Genomic DNA, 17,436 nt, shown 5'->3' with positions numbered 1-17,436 from the left:
GACAAATATTTTTTGTTTTTGATTACAAAAAGGTCTTCACAGGCTATCATTGACAGATCCAAAAAAAGTCGTCATCTCGACTGAAGCGCAGCGAAATGGAGAGATCTTTGAATTTGATTTTTTTACATACAAAGATTTCCCGGCTTCGCTCGAAATGACGATGTCATTTATATTGATTTTTATGAAATAAATTAGTTCTTAGACTGACATAAAGATAAGTAACTCAATGACATTGACCGCAGGCGGGCTTCACTCCAATGCACAATCCTATACTTCAGTTTGCAATACGTTCTCGAAAGGTCGTCCTTGCGAGGAGGAACGACGAAGCAATCTTATTCAATTAACTTATATATTACAATAAAGCCGATAACACTCCCATTTTTAAATCGTAAGTAGATAGAATTAATTTATTGATTTTCAGTCTGCCCATTATATAGTTCGTGATAAGGGCAGCTATCACACTCATATCAATGCGCAAAGGAATCATTCCGGGCATTTCGGCTCTTTCATCATGCGTAGCATTAATTAATTTTAAGGTCGTTTCAATATATTCATTAAAATTAAACGAATAAGTTTTTGCTAAAGCAATATCTATAGATTGATGCTTCTTCTTTATAATTAATTCTGCAAAAGTTTCAAAGGCACCTGCAGAACCTATCAATACTTCAGGCTGATGCTGCTCACAAATCTCAAATAAATCTGTAAGCTGGTTTTGAATGTGGTTTAGGATAGCATGTTTTTCATCATCTGCAATTGGGTCTGATTTAAAAAATTGCTGCATTAAACGTGCTGCCCCGATATTATAGCTTTTCTTCCAGATTAATTTTTCTGTATCACATAGAATAAATTCGACACTTCCCCCGCCAATATCCATAATCAGCGATAAATCGTTGATGGCGCCACTTAACTTAACACCTTCGTAAATTGAAGAAGCTTCTTCATCGCCGGTTATAATTTCAATCTGAATGTTTGCCTGTTCTTTAGCTGCCAAAACAAAATCTTTTCCATTTTCTGCACTTCGAACTGCAGAGGTAGCAGTTGCCCGCACTTTATCAACCTGATACTCTTCAATTGTTTTCCTGAAGTCCTTTAAAGTAGAAATGCCTCTTTCGAAAGCTACGGGAATAATTAAATTATCGTTTATCCGCCCTTCCCCAAGTTTTACCGGAACATTTGTTTTATAAAGGATTTCAAAATCTTTACCCTTCGGTTCAGCAATAAGCAGATGAAAAGTATTTGTGCCTAAATCGATAACAGCAACACGCATATTGATTTTTTTGAATAAATATCGGGGTAAATTTTAAATGGCCTACAGATTTTATCAATCTATTTGAATTAGCCTTTATACCAAAACCATTTCACCATTTCTTTAAAACTAGCCTTTTTACCATACATTAAGATACCTACACGATAAATTCTTGCGGCAAACCAAACCGTTCCGATAAAACCTATAATTAAGATGGCCATTGATAAGGCCAGTTCCCAGCCCGGTACGCCATAAGGCAAACGAACTACCATGGCGATAGGCGCAGTAAAGGGAATCATCGAAAGCCAGAATGCCACGTTACCATAAGGATCGTTGGTAACAACGCTTAACGATAGCGCATAACCTAAAAGCAACGGCATCATTACGGGCATCATAAATTGCTGGGTTTCCGTTTCACTGTCTACCGCAGAGCCAATAGCGGCGTACAATGCACTATAGAAAAGGTAGCCACCTAAAAAGTAAAACACAAAAACCGCTATAATTTTACCTAAATCGAGGTTTTCAAGACTTTTTTGTACGTTTCCAAAAGGGCTATCACTCCTGGCGGCTGCCTGAAATTGCTGGGTCCCCGGATTTGTACCGGTAACCTGCGAACTTGATGCAACAATTTTCTTTGCATCTTCTTTACTCACGAAAATGCTGACGGCTAACGCTGAAATCGAAAATGTGAGTATAATCCACAATAAAAACTGTGTTAAACCAACCATTGCAATACCAATAATTTTTCCCATCATCAGCTGGAATGGCTTAACTGATGAAATCATAATTTCTATAATCCTGCTCGTTTTTTCTTCGATTACACCACGCATTACCTGTACGCCATAAAGCATTATAAACATAAACATGAGTACGCCCGCTACAAAAGCAATAATGGTACTTGCGCCTGCACTGCTGTTTTCCTCCTTGCCTGTATTGCCTATTTTTTTCGTGAGAATACTTACCTTACTTTTAAGGTTATCCAAATCTGTTTGCGAGATGCCCGATTTCTTAAGTTTATAATCGCGGATTAAATCTTCAATCGAGTCGGAAATTCTTCCATCCAGCGTTAAGCCGGCTTGTTTTGTGCCAATTAGTTCGATGCCTTCTGGTTTGTCTATATTAAAATCAGGCAGGTATAAAATGTAGTCATAATCACTCTTATTTAAATTTTTCTTTAAATTTTCGAATGATTTATCGACATATTCATAGGTTACATTTTTGTTCGATGCCAGTTTTTCTGTTAAGGTTTTATTTTCATTGATAACGGCAACTTTATCGGTTTTGTCATTAATGCCCTTAATGGAAAAGTAAATTATCAATCCATAAAATCCGGCGATAATTAAGGGGGTTAAAAAAGTCATAATCAGGAATGATTTCTTCTTAACCCTTGATAAATATTCTCTTTTTATGATTAGTAAAATCTTATTCATAACCTATCTTTTAACATGTTCAATAAAAATATCATTCATGCTTGGAATTACTTCGGCAAAGTGATTTATGTTAACTTTAGAAATCATGTATGCCAATGCATCGTTCGCCGTATAATTTCCTTTGAGCTTAAACTTTATACATTTACCATCCTTTACGTCGCTTTTCTCCAATACATCAAATAAATTACTGTTATCAAAATTATCATCACCATTAAATTCAATACGATAGGTGTTATTTCGGTATGATGCTTTTATATCAACGACAGCACCATCCAAAATCTTTTTAGATTTATCTATCAGTGCAATATTATCACAAAGTTCTTCAACGCTTTCCATTCTGTGCGTAGAAAAAATAAAGGTTGTGCCTTTTGCATTTAATTCCAGGATTTCATTTTTAATTAAATCTGCATTTACCGGGTCAAATCCAGAGAATGGTTCATCAAGGATAATTAATTCGGGATTGTGAATTATAGTGGCTAGAAATTGTACTTTTTGCTGCATTCCTTTACTTAAATCTTCTACCTTCTTATTCCACCAGCTGCCGATATTGAGTTTATCAAACCAATATTTTATCCGTTTTGTGGCTTCTGCAGTACTCAATCCTTTAAGCTTAGCTAAATACAAAACCTGTTCGCCAATTTCCATTTTTTTATATAAGCCGCGTTCCTCAGGTAAGTAGCCAATCTGATTGATGTGATTAGAATTAAGTTTTTGACCATTAAAAATAACTTCTCCGCTATCGGGCGCAGTAATTTGCGTTATAATTCTGATTAGTGAGGTTTTGCCTGCGCCATTAGGCCCGAGAAGACCAAAAATCTTTCCCTGTTCAACTTCGAGGCTAACGTCATCGAGTGCACGATGACCTGCATATTGTTTCACAATATTTCTTACACTTAGCATAGTTAAAGTTTTGTTTATTAGTACACAAAATACAGAAAAGGTTACATAAATTTTAAAAGAATCCCATGCACATGGCTATGAGTTAAGCCGTTTTCAAAACAGTAATCTGTTGTTTTTTACAGGCAAATAGCTTGCAGTCAGTCTATTATTTTAATTTCCAAACCATTTTCCTTTAATCTTGTTACAAGCTTATTTGTTTTGCATTTGAATCAGCTATTATTAACGTAAAATTAAAAGATGAAACTATCAATTAAATTAATCGCCATAGCTTTTGCTATAGCTTTCGCCTCTTGTAAACACAAGGATAAAAAGGATGATGAATCTGCAACTGAATATGCGGAAGCCAATAAAGAGGAAGCTAATGATATTATTGAATACAATAATGTACTGGTTAAGTATTCAGATAACAATAACAGTTATTTAAAAAGTATGGAGCGTAGTTTAAATATCATTGATAAAGGACTTGAAAATCCAACAGACCCTTTTGCTTTCGCATCTGCTACAACACCGTTTATGACACCAACTTTTAACCTGTCTAAGATTAAACCGGAAACACCGCCATCGGCATTAAACAGTGATGACCAGAAGTTTTTTAAAGAAAATGTGATTGGATTAAAAGAGACTATTGAAAAGATCCAGAAAACTTACGAATCGCTGGATAGTTATATAAGAGCAGAAGATTTTAAAGATGATAAAAGTGTTAAGGGGAAACAGTTGGTTGATTCTATTTATAACATGAGTAAAAAATACTATACCTATGATGATAAAATTTTAATTCGTTTGGAAGCGATTGGTGATGATGCCGAGCGTATTATCTTAAAATCGCATCCCTTAAAAGATTACATCTTTGCATTGAAAGATGACAGGAAAGCTGTACAGGAATTTAATAAATTAATTACGGGCAGTGCAGATGACTACAAAGCTGCTGAATCTAAGATTAAAACTGCGTATGATAAGCTTGTTGAGCAAAATAAAAAACATACTGAAATGGATGCGCCTGATGCCAAAGATTATCCTGGTAAGGACTCTGCTTTCAAAAGGTTTAACGACAGCTTTAATGAATATTTAATTGAAGCCCGTAAAATCATGAGGAATGCATCGGCCTCAGGTAAAATTTCAAAAGATGATGAAGAAAATTTGTTTAGAAATCAGGATTACATGCGTAGTGCCTATAATACTTTTGTTAATTAGTCAGCTTATTTTCATCACATTCTTTCGCGTGAAAATAATAATGGGCTTAATTAAAATTCTATAGCAGAAACAGAAAAACCGATGCTTTCACATCGGTTTTTATTTTAAATATTTATTCGAAATACTCTTTCATTCTATCGAAAAAGCTTTTTTCATTTTTACCCGGTTGTGGCTTAAAGTTTGCCGAATCCCGTAATTTTTCTAAAATGCTGCGTTCTTCGCTGCTTAAGGCCTTAGGCGTCCAAACATTTAAATGAATAATTTCATCCCCTCTGTGATAGGAATTTACTTCAGGTAAGCCTTTTCCTTTTAAGCGCAAAAGTTTTCCGCTTTGTGTACCCGGATCGATTTTAATTTTTGCCTTTCCGTCAATTGTTGGTACTTCAATGCTCATGCCTAAAGCCGCATCAACGAAACTTAAATGCAAATCGTAAACAATATTGTTGCCTTCGCGTTTTAAAGTTTCGTGAGGTATCTCTTCTATGAGAATGATTAAATCTCCCGGAACGCCACCATTTGGAGCCGAATTTCCCTTACCGCTCATGCTTAGCTGCATACCTTCACTTACGCCTGCAGGAATATTTATGGTAATTGTTTCTTCGCCGCGAACAACACCGTCGCCATGGCAAATGGTACACTTAGCCGTAATTTGTTGTCCGCTACCGTTACAGGTAGGGCAGGTAGATGCCGTTTGCATCTGACCTAAAATGGTATTTGTAACCCGGCGAACCTGTCCGCTGCCACCACAGGTACCACAAGTGCTTACCGATGATTTATCTTTAGCACCGGTTCCATCACAGGTTTTACAGGAAATAAGTTTATTAACCTTAATCTTTTTTTCCGCCCCGTGCGCAATTTCTTCCAGTGTTAATTTAACTTTTATACGAAGGTTAGAACCTTTAGCTACACGGCGTCCGCCGCGTTGCTGACCGCCGCCGCCACCAAAAAAGCTTTCGAAAGGATTATGACCACCAAAAATATCTCCGAAATTGCTGAAGATATCATCCATGTTCATATTTCCGCCGTAACCGCCTGAAGCACTACTACCTACACCTGCATGACCAAACTGATCGTAACGCTGTTTTTTTTCAGGATTACTTAATACTTCATAAGCTTCGGCAGCCTCTTTAAACTTGTCTTCGGCAACTTTGTCTCCAGGATTTTTATCCGGGTGATATTTAATAGCCATCTTACGATAAGCTTTCTTTATCTCGTCGGCAGGGGCGCTTTTGGTAACGCCTAACACATCATAATAGTCTCTTTTACTCATCTTTGTTTATAAACATTGAAATGTTTGAAAATCGGAACGTTTTAAAGTTCAAAGGCAAAACAAACACTCAGTTCTTATTATTGCTATAAAATCAGCATCAGTTTGGAAGTTCCAACATTTTAAATTTATAGCCTTTCAACTCTTAAGCGCCCACTACAACCTTCGCGAAACGGATAACATTATCGTTTAAGGTGTAACCTTTTTCTACTTCATCGATTACTTTTCCCTTAAGTTCATCACTTGGGGCAGGAATATTAGTAATGGCTTCGTGAAAATCTGTATCGAAATCTTTATTGATACTCTCTACATCTTTAAGCCCTTTTTGAGCAAGGGTATTTTTTAATTTCGTGCTAACCAATAAAATACCTTCTTTAACCGGTGTAACATCAGTAGCCGTTTCCATTGCTTTTAATGCCCTGTCGAAATCATCTAAAACAGGTAATAAGGAAACAATTACATCTTTACCGGCCGTTTGTAATAATTCTACACGTTCTTTCTGGGTACGGCGTTTGTAATTATCAAACTCTGCATATAAACGCAAATATTTATCGTTAAGTTGTTGAACTTCAGCCTGCAATTTCTCTTCTGCAGTTTGCGTTTCAACTTGTTCGGTCGCTTCTTGAGCATCAGCATTTTCTACATTTTCCGGTGTAGCATTTTCTGATGGATTTTCAGTACTCATTATATTTTCTTCTGTATCGTTATTTTTCTTCTTATTAAACATAATATTATGCTGATTTTTGGGTGGTCATCTCAACTATTTTGCCATAAATTTAAATCAGCCAAGCTGGCAGATTTAACTAACATAATCTGAACAGTTTGACAGCGGATGTATGATTGTCGATTGTTGATTTACGATTTTGGCAGAAATGGAGGAAGTTAGATTAGGTATATTGAAATTTAAAATCGTAAGTCTAAAATCGTAATTCGTTATATGATTTGTGCATCCTCGTGTACAATGCCACTTTCGCATTTGATGATACGTGATGGGAATGTCCGGATGATGTGGTAATCGTGCGTGGCCATCAAAACTGCAGTACCATTCTGGCTGATTTGTTTTAGCAGCGTTACAATTTCTTCTGATGTTTCCGGGTCTAAATTTCCTGTTGGTTCATCTGCAAGAATAATTTCAGGGTCGTTAAGCAGGGCCCTTGCTATAACAATACGCTGCTGTTCGCCACCCGATATTTCGTGGGGCATTTTCTTGATTTTGGAACGTAAGCCAACTTTATCCAGCACATCTTTAATGCGTTCGTTAATCAGATTTTCATCTTTCCAGCCCGTTGCTTTTAAAACGAACTCCAGGTTTTTTTCAATTGTACGGTCGGTAAGTAACTGGAAATCCTGAAAAACAACCCCCAGTTTACGACGTAAGAAAGGAACCTGGGTTTCTTTTAAATCTTTTAAATCGAAGCCGGCTATGTTTCCGTTACCACTTCCAATATGTAAATCGCCATATAAAATTTTAAGCAAACTGCTTTTACCTGAACCGGTTTGACCAATTAAAAAAACAAACTCACCTTTTTCTATATGTAGTTTTACATTTGAGAGTACGAGGTGTTTTTGTTGAAAAACATCAACATTGCTTAAATGAATTACTGCGTTTTCTGCCATTTTATATTTCTAATTTAGCAATCTGCCCGAAAGGCAAATCTTTTACCATTTGCATTATATAGTCAAGCTTATCGCCCAAACCCAATTTATCAAGAGATTTATCTGGTCTGTCTACTCTGAAATAGGCAAGTAGTGTAAACTTGTCATCTCTAAGCTGAACATAATCGGGAATTTTGGCGATGCCTTTTACTTTAATGATGTACATTGTGCCCAAAAATAGCTATTTAAGCTGAAAGCTGAAAGGCAAAAGATTATCGCGTTAAGAAAACCCATCCGGAAAACACTTCAAAATCTTCGTTAAAATAAATCGTATAATAATAAGTGCCAACGGGTAAATCCTTTCCTTCAAATTTTCCATCCCATGGATTATAAATGCCATTGCTTTGATACAGCAAACTGCCGGTTCTGTTTACGATTCTGACTTTTGTATTTGGAAAGGCATCCGTAGCCGGAATAATCCAGGTGTCGTTAACACCGTCGCCATTCGGTGTAAAAGAATTTGGGATAACGATTTTTGGATATACTTTTACAAAAACATCATCAGTACTGCTTAAGCAACCTGAATTTGATTCAGCATGTAAAGTATACGTAATATCAAAAGGCGGATTAGCTATCGGATTTAGTTTTGTCGGGTCATCTAAATAATCGACAGGTGTCCAGAAATAGGTAACATTATCTCCGGTAACTTTTCCATTTAGCGTAACAGATCGTCCATTTAAAATTTTAAAATCTGTACCGGCATCTGCTACGGCATTTTTTATAATGTTAACAGCTACTGTAGCTGTTGCTGAACAGGCACCATTAGATACGGTCACTGTATAGGTAGTCGACTCTTTTGGCGAAGCAAGCGGGTTTGATATATTTGGGTCCGACAGACCATCAACCGGTAACCATTTATAAGTGGTTCCGCCAGAAGCAAATAATTGAACGGGACTGCTCTCGCAAGTACTAACCGAATTGAAACTTGTTGAGGCCTCAACCGGATCTAATACCTGCACCGTTGTAGAAGCCGTATTTGTGCAGCCATTTAGCGTTGCTGTTACGGTATATACACCTGACATATTTAACTGCGCATTGTTAATTAAGGGTGATTTATCAGTAGAGGTGAAGCCATTCGGACCAGTCCAGGTGAATGTTGTACCTTCATTTGCTGAAAGCTGAATATTTGCGCCTATACAAACCGGTCCGTTATTGCTGGCCAGGGTATTTGGCTTTGCGTTTACCGTGATTATTAAAGGGCTGGATGCAACTCTGCAATTTATCGAACCGATATTTTGCTTTTCTGCCGCAACTAAGCGGTATTGATAAGTTCCTTTCGCTGCATTGTTTAAGTTTACTGTCGTTTGCTTTGAATTTTGGCCGGGTATATCCGTCCAGCTTGTTCCTGTATATACCTGCCATTGAAAAACCGGATCGGCATAACCGGCAGAAACATCAGCGCTTAAATTGTAACTGCCTGTTGTGCCTTCACAAACAGAAATGTTTGCAGACCCATTATTTATTGAGGGCGTAATGATTGGCCCGCATGCCCTGAAAGTAATGTCATCTAGGGCGATGTCATTGCCATTTCCGCCCGGACCATTGTTTGTTATTTTTAAAATTAAATCTGTTTGCCCGGTTGTTGTAAAGGTTGTTGCATATTGCACCCAATTCGGCGATGATCCATCAGGGATATCGCCTGTGTTGTATGTTTTTAAAACAGTACCGGCACTGGTTTCTATAGAGAACGTAATATTGGGTTTTATACCTGAATAATTTAGCAGGTTAATAATCCATGCTGCAAATTCGTAGGTTGTTCCGGGACATAAGTTAGGAATAGCAGTTTGGTAAAAAATACCAGGCGTATTTGATGCATTAACAACCATCATGTAACCATTCAGTTCGCCCGAAGTATGGTTTGTAACCTGATGCCAACCTGGTCGCATGCCATTAGTGTTTTTGGCAATTGTATAATCACCATCGCCCGGCGTACCGGCAATAAACCTGTAATTTGTTGTATTAGCGCTCAGGGGTGTACTGAAATTGGTATTTCCTGAGCCGAAATCAATATTGATTACCGGATCGCCCAATGCGCCTGTGCAAACCTGCTGTGCCGATAAAGTAATTGATGTTAGTAATAAAAGTAAAAGCTGTAAAGCCTTAATTTGATGGCGCATCCGGATGAAACAATTTAATGCAATATCTCAATAAAAAACTGAATTGCGTAATGCGCCTGATTAAGTTATAAACTATTTAAAAACTCTATAGTATTTACATTATCCGCATAATCCCAAAGTTTCGGATGCTGGCTTTCGCCAAATTTAAATGTTTTAATTTTTAAAGGAATTTTTGTTATCACACACTGGATCTGATCCGCCTTTTCATTTAGCTTTTCTTCAACATGGGTTATGTTTGCATATTCTTCGTAAAAAAGAACGGCCAGGGGTGATGTCAGGCTTTCGTCTTGTTTGAGTAATAAAAATCCGTTATCAAAATGCTTTGCCGCATTTACCAGATAAATTGACTTGTTGTAATCGTAATTATTGTTGTATTTAAAATGGTTGATTATTGGCTGATAAGTTTCAATCCCTTCATAAAATTCAGCAATGTCATAACCCTCAGGAAAGTAAATTTTAGATACATTTCTACAGCCTAAACCAAAATAATCAAAAATATCAGCGCCTAAATTCTGTATATCTTCAAATGATTCTGAACCATCTAAAACGGCCACGCTATTTCTATTTTTCCGGATGATGTTCGGTACTTTGCTGAAGTAATAGTCAAAATATCTTGATGAGTTATTACTTCCGGTAGCGATAACAGCGTCGAAATCTTTTAAACGCTCCACATATTCTATCCGATCTTGAAAGGTTGGCTCGATAACAATTAGTTGTGCAAGTATTGTTTTAATCAGTTTGTCATCAGATGAAGATAACTTTATCAGCGCTATATTTCCTGTTGCAAGTACACTTAAAACATCGTGCAAGCCAACCATGGGGATGTTTCCGGCCAATATTAATCCGATTTTCTTTGGTGATGAACTAAAATTAATGGTTTGAAACCAGGTATCAATATCAGTTTCATTAAGCATCTCCGAAAAAGAGGTGATAGACTTTTTTATATTTTCCGGTGTGAACCATGCATTGGCGTTTTGTGCCGCATATATGGTGCTTTCTAAAGTATCAGTAGCGCCGGCAAGAAATTTTCCTAAATTTTTAAAGGCAATAATTACTTTTTCCTGAGTTAAAACTGACATATTTAGAATTATTATTAATTGATTATATCTTATATTTGCAGCTGCAAAGGTAAACTAAGCAAAAGAATTAGACGAAGACATGGCAATTAAAATAACAGATGAGTGTATAAATTGTGGGGCTTGCGAACCAGAATGCCCGAATAATGCAATTTATGATGCCGGTACTGCATGGCGTTTTTCTGATGGTACAAATTTAGAAGGCGTTATAGATTTTGGTAATCAACAAATTGAAGCTGATGCAGCGCAGGAAGCAGTTTCTGACGAGGTTTATTACATTGTATCCGATAAGTGTACAGAGTGTAAAGGATTTCATGATGAGCCTCAGTGTGCTGCGGTTTGTCCGGTAGATTGTTGCGTAGATGACGAAGATATCCGCGAAACCGAAGAAGAATTATTGGCGAAGAAAGCCTGGTTACACCAGGAGAATTAGATTTTAGAATTACGGTTTTAAATTTATAAAATATAAGTTCCATAGAAATATGGAACTTTTTTATTTAACGGCATTATAGATTATTGATTTAAACTTATCAGCGATTTCGCCATGTGAAAAAGGCCATTGCTGAACATATATCTGTGCAACAATTTTCTTTTTTGGATCGACCCAATAATTAGAACCAAAAAAACCGCCCCAGCTATATGTACCGATACTTTGCCCGGATTTTTTACTTCCCTTTTCAGTAACAACTTCAAAACCCAATCCGAAAGTATTATCAGTAAAAGCTATGCTGCCAATTTGATTGCTGGTCATTAGTGATACACTTTCTTCAGAAAGTATTCGTTTTCCCTTGTAAATGCCACCGTTTAAAAGCATTTGTAAAAAAATCCCATAATCTTTCGATGTAGAGACCAATCCCGCTCCACCAGCGAAATAACCATTGCCATTTGTAGGATAATTTATAGTTGCACCGGGAAATGTACCATCTTTCCAGGGTTTAACGATGTGTGATTTTGGGTCTTCAGTATAAACAGTTGCCAGTCTACTCACCTTCTCCTTTGGAAGTGCAAAATAGGTATCATTCATACCCAAAGGTTGAAAAATCCTTTCCTTAAAAAAATTATTTAAATCTAAACCCGAAGTAACTTCAACAAGCCTTCCTAAAACATCCATACCTAAACTATATTGCCATCGTTCGCCTGGCTGAGTTGCCAATGGTAATTTAGCTAATTTGTTTATTTCAGTTTCTAATAGTTTCTTATGGGTAACAAAGCCAGCTTCAATGCCCGCTTTGGCATATATTGCATTCATTTCGGGTGAGCCGATTTGAGCATAGCCTAAACCAGAGGTATGGGTTAACAACTCGCGAATCGTTACTTCATGATTTGCAGGTTTTGTGGTGTAGCTCGAATCTGCAGGATTAAACTTATCTAATACCTTCGGGTTTTTAAAAGCCTGGATGTATTTTGAAATTGGATCATCAAGTTTGAATTTTCCTTCATCAAACAAAATCATTACTGCAGTACAGGTCACCGCTTTGGTTTGCGAGGCAATTCTTAAAATATCATCTGTTTTGAATGGCCGGTTTAAATTATTGCCAAATGCTTTGTTGTAAACTGTTTTTCCATCTACGGCAATATTTGCAGTAATTCCTTTTATCCAACCTTTACTAATGTACTGCTTAAATAAATTGTCAATTTTTGATAATTCAACAGTAGAAACCTGTTGTATCCTGGATTGCGCAGCTACAGAATTTGAAATAAATAAAACAACAAAGAGCGAAACGTAGATTATTCTTTTCATCTAAAACAAAAATTATTAATCAATATCGCTTTTGTTCGGTATAATTAAGACAGGACAAGCTGATTTACGCGCAACATGTTCTGCAACACTTCCCATTAAAAAGTGATACAAACCGGTTCTGCCATAAGTTCCGATTACGATGAGGTCAGAACCCCACTCGTCAGATTGTTGAATAATTCCGTGGGCGGCGGTATCAACAACACTTAAATAGACTGTTGTAATGCCGTTAGAAAACTTACTTTCCATTTCTTTTAACAGAATGTGGCTGTTTTCTTCACTGTTATCATAGGTTTCTAAGAATACCGGCGCTAAGGTTAAATCAGGATTAACATTTGCGGGAATCGGTTCGATGATATTTACCAACGCTACCTCAGCACCAAATTTTCCGGCAATTTCATAACCTGCTTTAGCAGCTTTTTCGGAACAGGTGCTGTTATCAACAGCAATTAATATTTTCTTAAAGTTCATGGTGAGCAGATTTAAATGTTATCATCATAAAAATAACAAATTTGCATGCAAAATGTTAGTGGCCCAATGTAATTTATTAGTTTTATAGCATAATTCAATCGAGTAAAAGAATGGAAAATCAATATGGTATTTGCAGGGTAGCTATTGCGCCGTTAAGAGCTGATGCATCGGATAAGGCAGAAATCGTGTCGCAGTTATTATTTGGAGACCATGTTGAAATTATTCAGAAAGAAGAGCGCTGGTGGCTGGTACAAAATGGCTATGACGGTTATGAAGGGTGGATGGATTATAAGCAGTTGGCACCGATTTCCCAGAATGAGTTTGCTGATATGCACGATTGCAGGTTATTTGCACCCTTAAGTTATAACAATGTTTTAAAGGCTGCTGATGGTAGTTTGTATCATTTAAGTGCCGGCAGTAACCTTCCTTTTTATAAGGCTGGTTTTTGCTTTACCGGTGATGAAAAGTTTGAAGTAACTTTTGAACCTCACGATGCAGAAAAAGCAAATTTTGAGCAGGACATTGTCTCAACTTGCAGGTTTTTTCAGAATATTCCTTATTTATGGGGTGGGAAAAATGTTTTCGGTTTGGATTGCTCCGGTTTTACACAAACCGTGTTCAAGCTTCTAAATATTAAGCTAAATCGAGATGCCGCTCAACAGGCAGAACAAGGCGAATTGGTTGGTTTTTTGGCAGAATGTAAGGCTGGTGATGTGGCTTTTTTCGACAACGCGGAAGGTAAAATTACCCATGTCGGCATTATGATGAGCAACGATGAAATCATTCATGCATCCGGTAAAGTAAGGATAGATCCAATAGACGACCAGGGAATTTTTAATAAAGAGTTGGGTAGGTACACTCACAAATTGAGAATTATAAAAAGGTTTGTGGAATAAAGATCAAAGTTGCATCATGGTATAAAATAAATTTTATGGCAACTTCTTTTAAAATAACAATTAATGATCCTTGTGCACAGCAATGGGCAGGTATGCAAGATCATAAGAACGGTAAGTTTTGTACTTCATGCCAAAAGTCAGTTGTTGATTTTACACAATTTTCGGATGTTGAATTAAAAAACTGGTTTGCCAAAGATCAAGGTAAAAGCTGTGGTAGATTTAGGCCAGCGCAACTTAACCGTGTTATTGCTGCCAAATCAAATTTTTCGATCGGAGGATTTAAACCGGGTTTAGTTGCCGCATCTTTAATTGCATTATTAAGTTTTCCTAAACCAACTCATGCAATTCATATTAAATCTTATCCTATCGCTCAAGGTTATAGTAATAAATCGTTTAAAGGTATAGTTCACGAAAGGCCAGAGACAGGCCTAGTAACGATAAGAGGAACGGTGATCGATAAAGATGAAAAAACGCCGATAATTGGTGCAAGTATAAAGGTAAAAGGTTTGTCGATTGGGGCTATTACCGATAAAGAAGGTAAATTTGAAATTGTTTTAGATAGAAATAAATTCAAAAAAAATATTGTGCTGGATTTAAGATATATTGGCTATGAAAGTCAAGATGTAAAAGTAAATTTGTCTGAGAAGGATACAATTCTAATTCGTTTAAAGGCAGGTAGATACATTTTAGGAGGCCTGGGTATTATAAAGCAACCAACGTTTTTTGAAAAAATTTCTCAATTTTTGAATGGATAAAATGTTACAACTCCATCGCCCAAATCATCACCTGTCTGTCATCACCCGTAGAAATTAAATACCTGCCATCATTGCTCCACATCATTTTATTGATGGAATGCGTATGACCAATTCCTGCTTTCTCTAAACTTAAAATTTTGTAAAGTTTGAAATTTTCTGAGTCCCAAAGTTTAATGCTTTTATCCTGACTGCTTGTTGCAAAATAGGGGAGTGTAGGATGGAAAGCGATGTCGTAAACCGTAAACATATGCGCCGGAATGGTTTGCAGCAGCTCGTAAGTTGGTAAGCTCCAGATTTTCAGTTGCGCATCTCTGCTTCCGGAAATTAAATATTTTCCGGTGGGATGATAAGCTAACGAGGTAACCGGCAAAGAATGGCTATCTAAATTTTGTTTGACGCTGTAATCAGCGAGGTTATAAATTTTAATTAAATGATCTTTACAGCCGAAAGCAATTTCGGTTTCATCAATAGAAATTGCAATTGCCCGAACAGTATCGTAAGCCGCTTGAAAGCGATAAACTTCACTAAAATCATTTAATGACCAAACGGCCACTGTTCCATCTTCACCTGTCGTTAAAAGTTCATTTTTGCTTTTTACAACCTGAATGTTGAAAATGGGCTTGGTATGCGCATTAATTCGCGTAATTACTTTTTGCGCATTAAAATCGTAAACACTAAAGGCACCGCTACGTTCGCCAACAAATAATTGATTGTTATAATAGTGCAGATAATAAACAGAACTCTGCACCGGCATTTTGACTTTCACAAAAGCCATCGTTGCCAGCGACCACTCTACAACGCCTTTGTCATTTCCGGCGCTGAAAAATGTTTCAGTTTTATCTGAATTGGCTAAAGCGTATACAGGGTTTTGATGGCCGGAAAGGGTTTTTAGGTGTTTAAGCATTTGAGTTGTAAGTTGCCTGTTACGAGTTATAGGTCAGGATTTAGATTGGGCAATTTGCCCCGCAACACGCAACCCATAACACGTAACTTTATTGATGTCTACTTTCTAGTTTCTTTGCAATATCCTGAATAGACAAGCCTTTTTCTTTCAACAAAAATAATAGGTGGAAAACTAAATCAGATGCTTCTCCAATTAACTCTTCTTCAGTTTCTGCCAATGCGGCGATTACAGTTTCTACGCCTTCTTCTCCAACTTTCTGGGCGATTTTATTCAAACCTTTGCTGCGCATTTTGTTGATGTAAGAACCCTCGACAGGATTTTCGTACCTGTCGGTAATGATGTTCTCCAATTCGAAAATAAAGTTCTGGTTAAATTCCGTTTTAAAACAACTACGGCTGCCGGTATGGCAGGTTGGTCCGGCAGCATCTGCTTTAATCAGGATGGTATCGTTATCACAATCAATAAAAAGTTCTTTAACGTAAAGAAAGTTGTTGCTGGTTTCACCCTTAGTCCAAAGGCGATTTTTAGAGCGTGAGAAAAATGTTACTTTGCCTTCTGCCTGGGTTTTTTCTAAAGCTTCAGCATTCATATAACCCAGCATTAAAACCTCTAAAGTTTTATAATCCTGAATAATCACCGGGACCCCCCATCCCCCTGAAGTGGGAGTTTTGCCAAAGTCTACCAGGCTTACATCTATTTTATTTTCAATCATTTTTTATTTATTTACGCTTTACCCCATCAAGAGGCAAAGTCCCCTTTAATAGATTTAGGGGTTTATATTCTAACCGGAATATGATTCCTCTTCAACTCTTGTTTTAAATCAGGTATCAGAATTTCGCCGTAATGAAATACCGATGCGGCCAACGCAGCATCAACATTCGCTTTTTGGAAAACCTCTGTAAAATGTTCCATGCTACCTGCACCGCCCGATGCAATAATCGGGATGTTAATCATTTGATTTACTTTGCTGAGTAAACCGCAATCAAAACCCGCTTTAGTGCCATCATGGTCCATGGAAGTTAATAAGATTTCGCCTGCACCTAAATCCTCCGCCTGTTTTATCCAGGTTTCGGTTTCCAGTTCCGTAATTAATCTTCCGCCATTTAAGTGGACCATGTTTTTTCCATCAACAAATTTAGTGTCGACGGCTAAAACCACAAACTGAACACCAAATGCTTTTGCCAGTTCTTCAATCAGGTTTGGATTTCTGACGGCTGCAGAATTAATACTGATTTTATCCGCACCTGCATTTAATAAAGCCTCTGCATCTGCCAGTTCTGTTATTCCACCGCCAATGGTAAATGGAATATTCAGTTGACGGGCAACTGACTTAACCATTTCTATCATGGTTTTACGACGTTCGTGAGTAGCCGTAATATCCAGAAAAACCAGTTCGTCTGCACCTTGCTGCGCATATTGAGCTGCCAATTCTACAGGATCTCCAGCGTCGCGTAAATCAACAAAGTTTACACCTTTTACCGTGCGACCGTCTTTAACATCAAGGCATGGGATGATACGTTTTGATAAACCCCCTCCGCCCCCTAAAGGGGGAACTACAAATTGCTCAGCCTGCATGGCTTCATTTATTTTGTCCAAAACAATGTTTATGTTTTTATAAATTTCTTCGTTTCTAAATCTAATAACCTTTATTCCAAAAGCTTCAATTGCAGCCTGTCGTTTTAAATCATTCTCTAAAATTTCTTTTACATCGTGGATGTCGCCATCTAGTTCGATGATTATTTTCTTCTCATGGCAATAAAAATCAGCGATAAAAAAAGAGATAGGATGT

18 protein-coding genes and 1 pseudogene are annotated in these 17,436 nt (G+C 37.1%); 4 read left to right on the top strand and 15 right to left on the bottom strand.

Annotated features, from left to right (window positions below; all coding sequences use genetic code 11):
- Window positions 1-352: 352 nt before the first annotated feature.
- The 3 genes from O0931_RS09735 to O0931_RS09725 form a co-directional block, all read right to left on the bottom strand.
- Window positions 353-1,267 (bottom strand): Ppx/GppA phosphatase family protein, encoded by a 915-nt coding sequence (locus tag O0931_RS09735; RefSeq protein ID WP_269415366.1) that lies wholly within the window; start codon window positions 1,265-1,267, stop codon window positions 353-355.
- A gap of 68 nt (window positions 1,268-1,335) precedes the next feature.
- Complete coding sequence (locus O0931_RS09730; protein ID WP_269415365.1) at window positions 1,336-2,676, bottom strand: ABC transporter permease; 1,341 nt, start codon at window positions 2,674-2,676, stop codon at window positions 1,336-1,338.
- A gap of 3 nt (window positions 2,677-2,679) precedes the next feature.
- Window positions 2,680-3,576 (bottom strand): ABC transporter ATP-binding protein, encoded by an 897-nt coding sequence (locus tag O0931_RS09725; protein WP_269415364.1) that lies wholly within the window; start codon window positions 3,574-3,576, stop codon window positions 2,680-2,682.
- A gap of 237 nt (window positions 3,577-3,813) precedes the next feature.
- Between O0931_RS09725 and O0931_RS09720 the strand changes: the two genes are divergently transcribed.
- The gene (locus O0931_RS09720; protein WP_269415363.1) at window positions 3,814-4,767 is read left to right on the top strand and encodes a DUF3829 domain-containing protein; all 954 of its coding nucleotides are present in this window, start codon (window positions 3,814-3,816) and stop codon (window positions 4,765-4,767) included.
- 112 nt (window positions 4,768-4,879) lie between these two features.
- Here O0931_RS09720 and dnaJ read toward each other — a convergent pair whose 3' ends face one another.
- From dnaJ to O0931_RS09690, 6 genes are all read right to left on the bottom strand, one after another.
- Window positions 4,880-6,037 carry a molecular chaperone DnaJ gene (gene dnaJ, locus O0931_RS09715; protein ID WP_269415362.1) on the bottom strand — a complete coding sequence of 386 codons (1,158 nt, stop codon included), beginning with the start codon at window positions 6,035-6,037 and terminating at the stop codon, window positions 4,880-4,882.
- Between the two features lie 142 nt (window positions 6,038-6,179).
- Window positions 6,180-6,761, bottom strand: coding sequence for a nucleotide exchange factor GrpE (locus O0931_RS09710; RefSeq protein WP_269415361.1), 582 nt, complete (start codon window positions 6,759-6,761; stop codon window positions 6,180-6,182).
- A 206-nt stretch (window positions 6,762-6,967) separates the two neighbouring features.
- Window positions 6,968-7,651 (bottom strand): cell division ATP-binding protein FtsE, encoded by a 684-nt coding sequence (locus O0931_RS09705; protein WP_269415360.1) that lies wholly within the window; start codon window positions 7,649-7,651, stop codon window positions 6,968-6,970.
- A 1-nt stretch (window position 7,652) separates the two neighbouring features.
- A complete protein-coding gene (locus O0931_RS09700; protein WP_269415359.1) occupies window positions 7,653-7,856 on the bottom strand; it encodes a fructose-6-phosphate aldolase in 204 nt (67 codons plus the stop codon).
- Window positions 7,857-7,902: 46 nt separating this feature from the next.
- Window positions 7,903-9,807 carry a T9SS type B sorting domain-containing protein gene (locus O0931_RS09695; protein ID WP_269415358.1) on the bottom strand — a complete coding sequence of 635 codons (1,905 nt, stop codon included), beginning with the start codon at window positions 9,805-9,807 and terminating at the stop codon, window positions 7,903-7,905.
- Window positions 9,808-9,872: 65 nt separating this feature from the next.
- Window positions 9,873-10,886, bottom strand: a complete 1,014-nt coding sequence (locus O0931_RS09690; RefSeq protein ID WP_269415357.1) for an acyl-CoA reductase — start codon at window positions 10,884-10,886, stop codon at window positions 9,873-9,875.
- A gap of 79 nt (window positions 10,887-10,965) precedes the next feature.
- Between O0931_RS09690 and O0931_RS09685 the strand changes: the two genes are divergently transcribed.
- Window positions 10,966-11,316: a 4Fe-4S dicluster domain-containing protein gene (locus tag O0931_RS09685; protein ID WP_269415356.1), complete on the top strand. Its 351-nt coding sequence runs from the start codon at window positions 10,966-10,968 to the stop codon at window positions 11,314-11,316.
- Window positions 11,317-11,376: 60 nt separating this feature from the next.
- Here O0931_RS09685 and O0931_RS09680 read toward each other — a convergent pair whose 3' ends face one another.
- Window positions 11,377-12,624, bottom strand: coding sequence for a serine hydrolase domain-containing protein (locus tag O0931_RS09680; protein WP_269415355.1), 1,248 nt, complete (start codon window positions 12,622-12,624; stop codon window positions 11,377-11,379).
- 15 nt (window positions 12,625-12,639) lie between these two features.
- Window positions 12,640-13,092, bottom strand: coding sequence for a universal stress protein (locus O0931_RS09675; protein WP_269415354.1), 453 nt, complete (start codon window positions 13,090-13,092; stop codon window positions 12,640-12,642).
- Between the two features lie 110 nt (window positions 13,093-13,202).
- On the opposite strand from O0931_RS09675, the gene O0931_RS09670 reads away from it, so the two are divergent.
- On the top strand, window positions 13,203-13,988 hold the full coding sequence (locus O0931_RS09670) for a C40 family peptidase (protein WP_269415353.1): 786 nt from the start codon (window positions 13,203-13,205) through the stop codon (window positions 13,986-13,988).
- 35 nt (window positions 13,989-14,023) lie between these two features.
- Window positions 14,024-14,743 (top strand): carboxypeptidase-like regulatory domain-containing protein, encoded by a 720-nt coding sequence (locus tag O0931_RS09665; RefSeq protein WP_269415352.1) that lies wholly within the window; start codon window positions 14,024-14,026, stop codon window positions 14,741-14,743.
- A gap of 4 nt (window positions 14,744-14,747) precedes the next feature.
- Here O0931_RS09665 and O0931_RS09660 read toward each other — a convergent pair whose 3' ends face one another.
- The 4 genes and pseudogenes from O0931_RS09660 to O0931_RS09645 form a co-directional block, all read right to left on the bottom strand.
- Window positions 14,748-15,647 carry a WD40 repeat domain-containing protein gene (locus O0931_RS09660; RefSeq protein WP_269415351.1) on the bottom strand — a complete coding sequence of 300 codons (900 nt, stop codon included), beginning with the start codon at window positions 15,645-15,647 and terminating at the stop codon, window positions 14,748-14,750.
- Between the two features lie 88 nt (window positions 15,648-15,735).
- Window positions 15,736-16,359: a bifunctional phosphoribosyl-AMP cyclohydrolase/phosphoribosyl-ATP diphosphatase HisIE gene (hisIE, locus tag O0931_RS09655; protein ID WP_428982665.1), complete on the bottom strand. Its 624-nt coding sequence runs from the start codon at window positions 16,357-16,359 to the stop codon at window positions 15,736-15,738.
- A gap of 62 nt (window positions 16,360-16,421) precedes the next feature.
- Window positions 16,422-17,222, bottom strand: coding sequence for an imidazole glycerol phosphate synthase subunit HisF (gene hisF, locus O0931_RS09650; protein WP_269415445.1), 801 nt, complete (start codon window positions 17,220-17,222; stop codon window positions 16,422-16,424).
- A 57-nt stretch (window positions 17,223-17,279) separates the two neighbouring features.
- Window positions 17,280-17,429, bottom strand: a pseudogene (locus O0931_RS09645) (endonuclease domain-containing protein); the annotation flags it as partial.
- Between the last annotated feature and the right edge of the window lie 7 nt (window positions 17,430-17,436).

Source organism: Pedobacter rhodius (assembly GCF_027213645.1).
GTDB classification, from domain to species: Bacteria; Bacteroidota; Bacteroidia; order Sphingobacteriales; family Sphingobacteriaceae; genus Pedobacter; species Pedobacter rhodius.
This window is presented reverse-complemented; position numbering and strand designations above follow the sequence as displayed.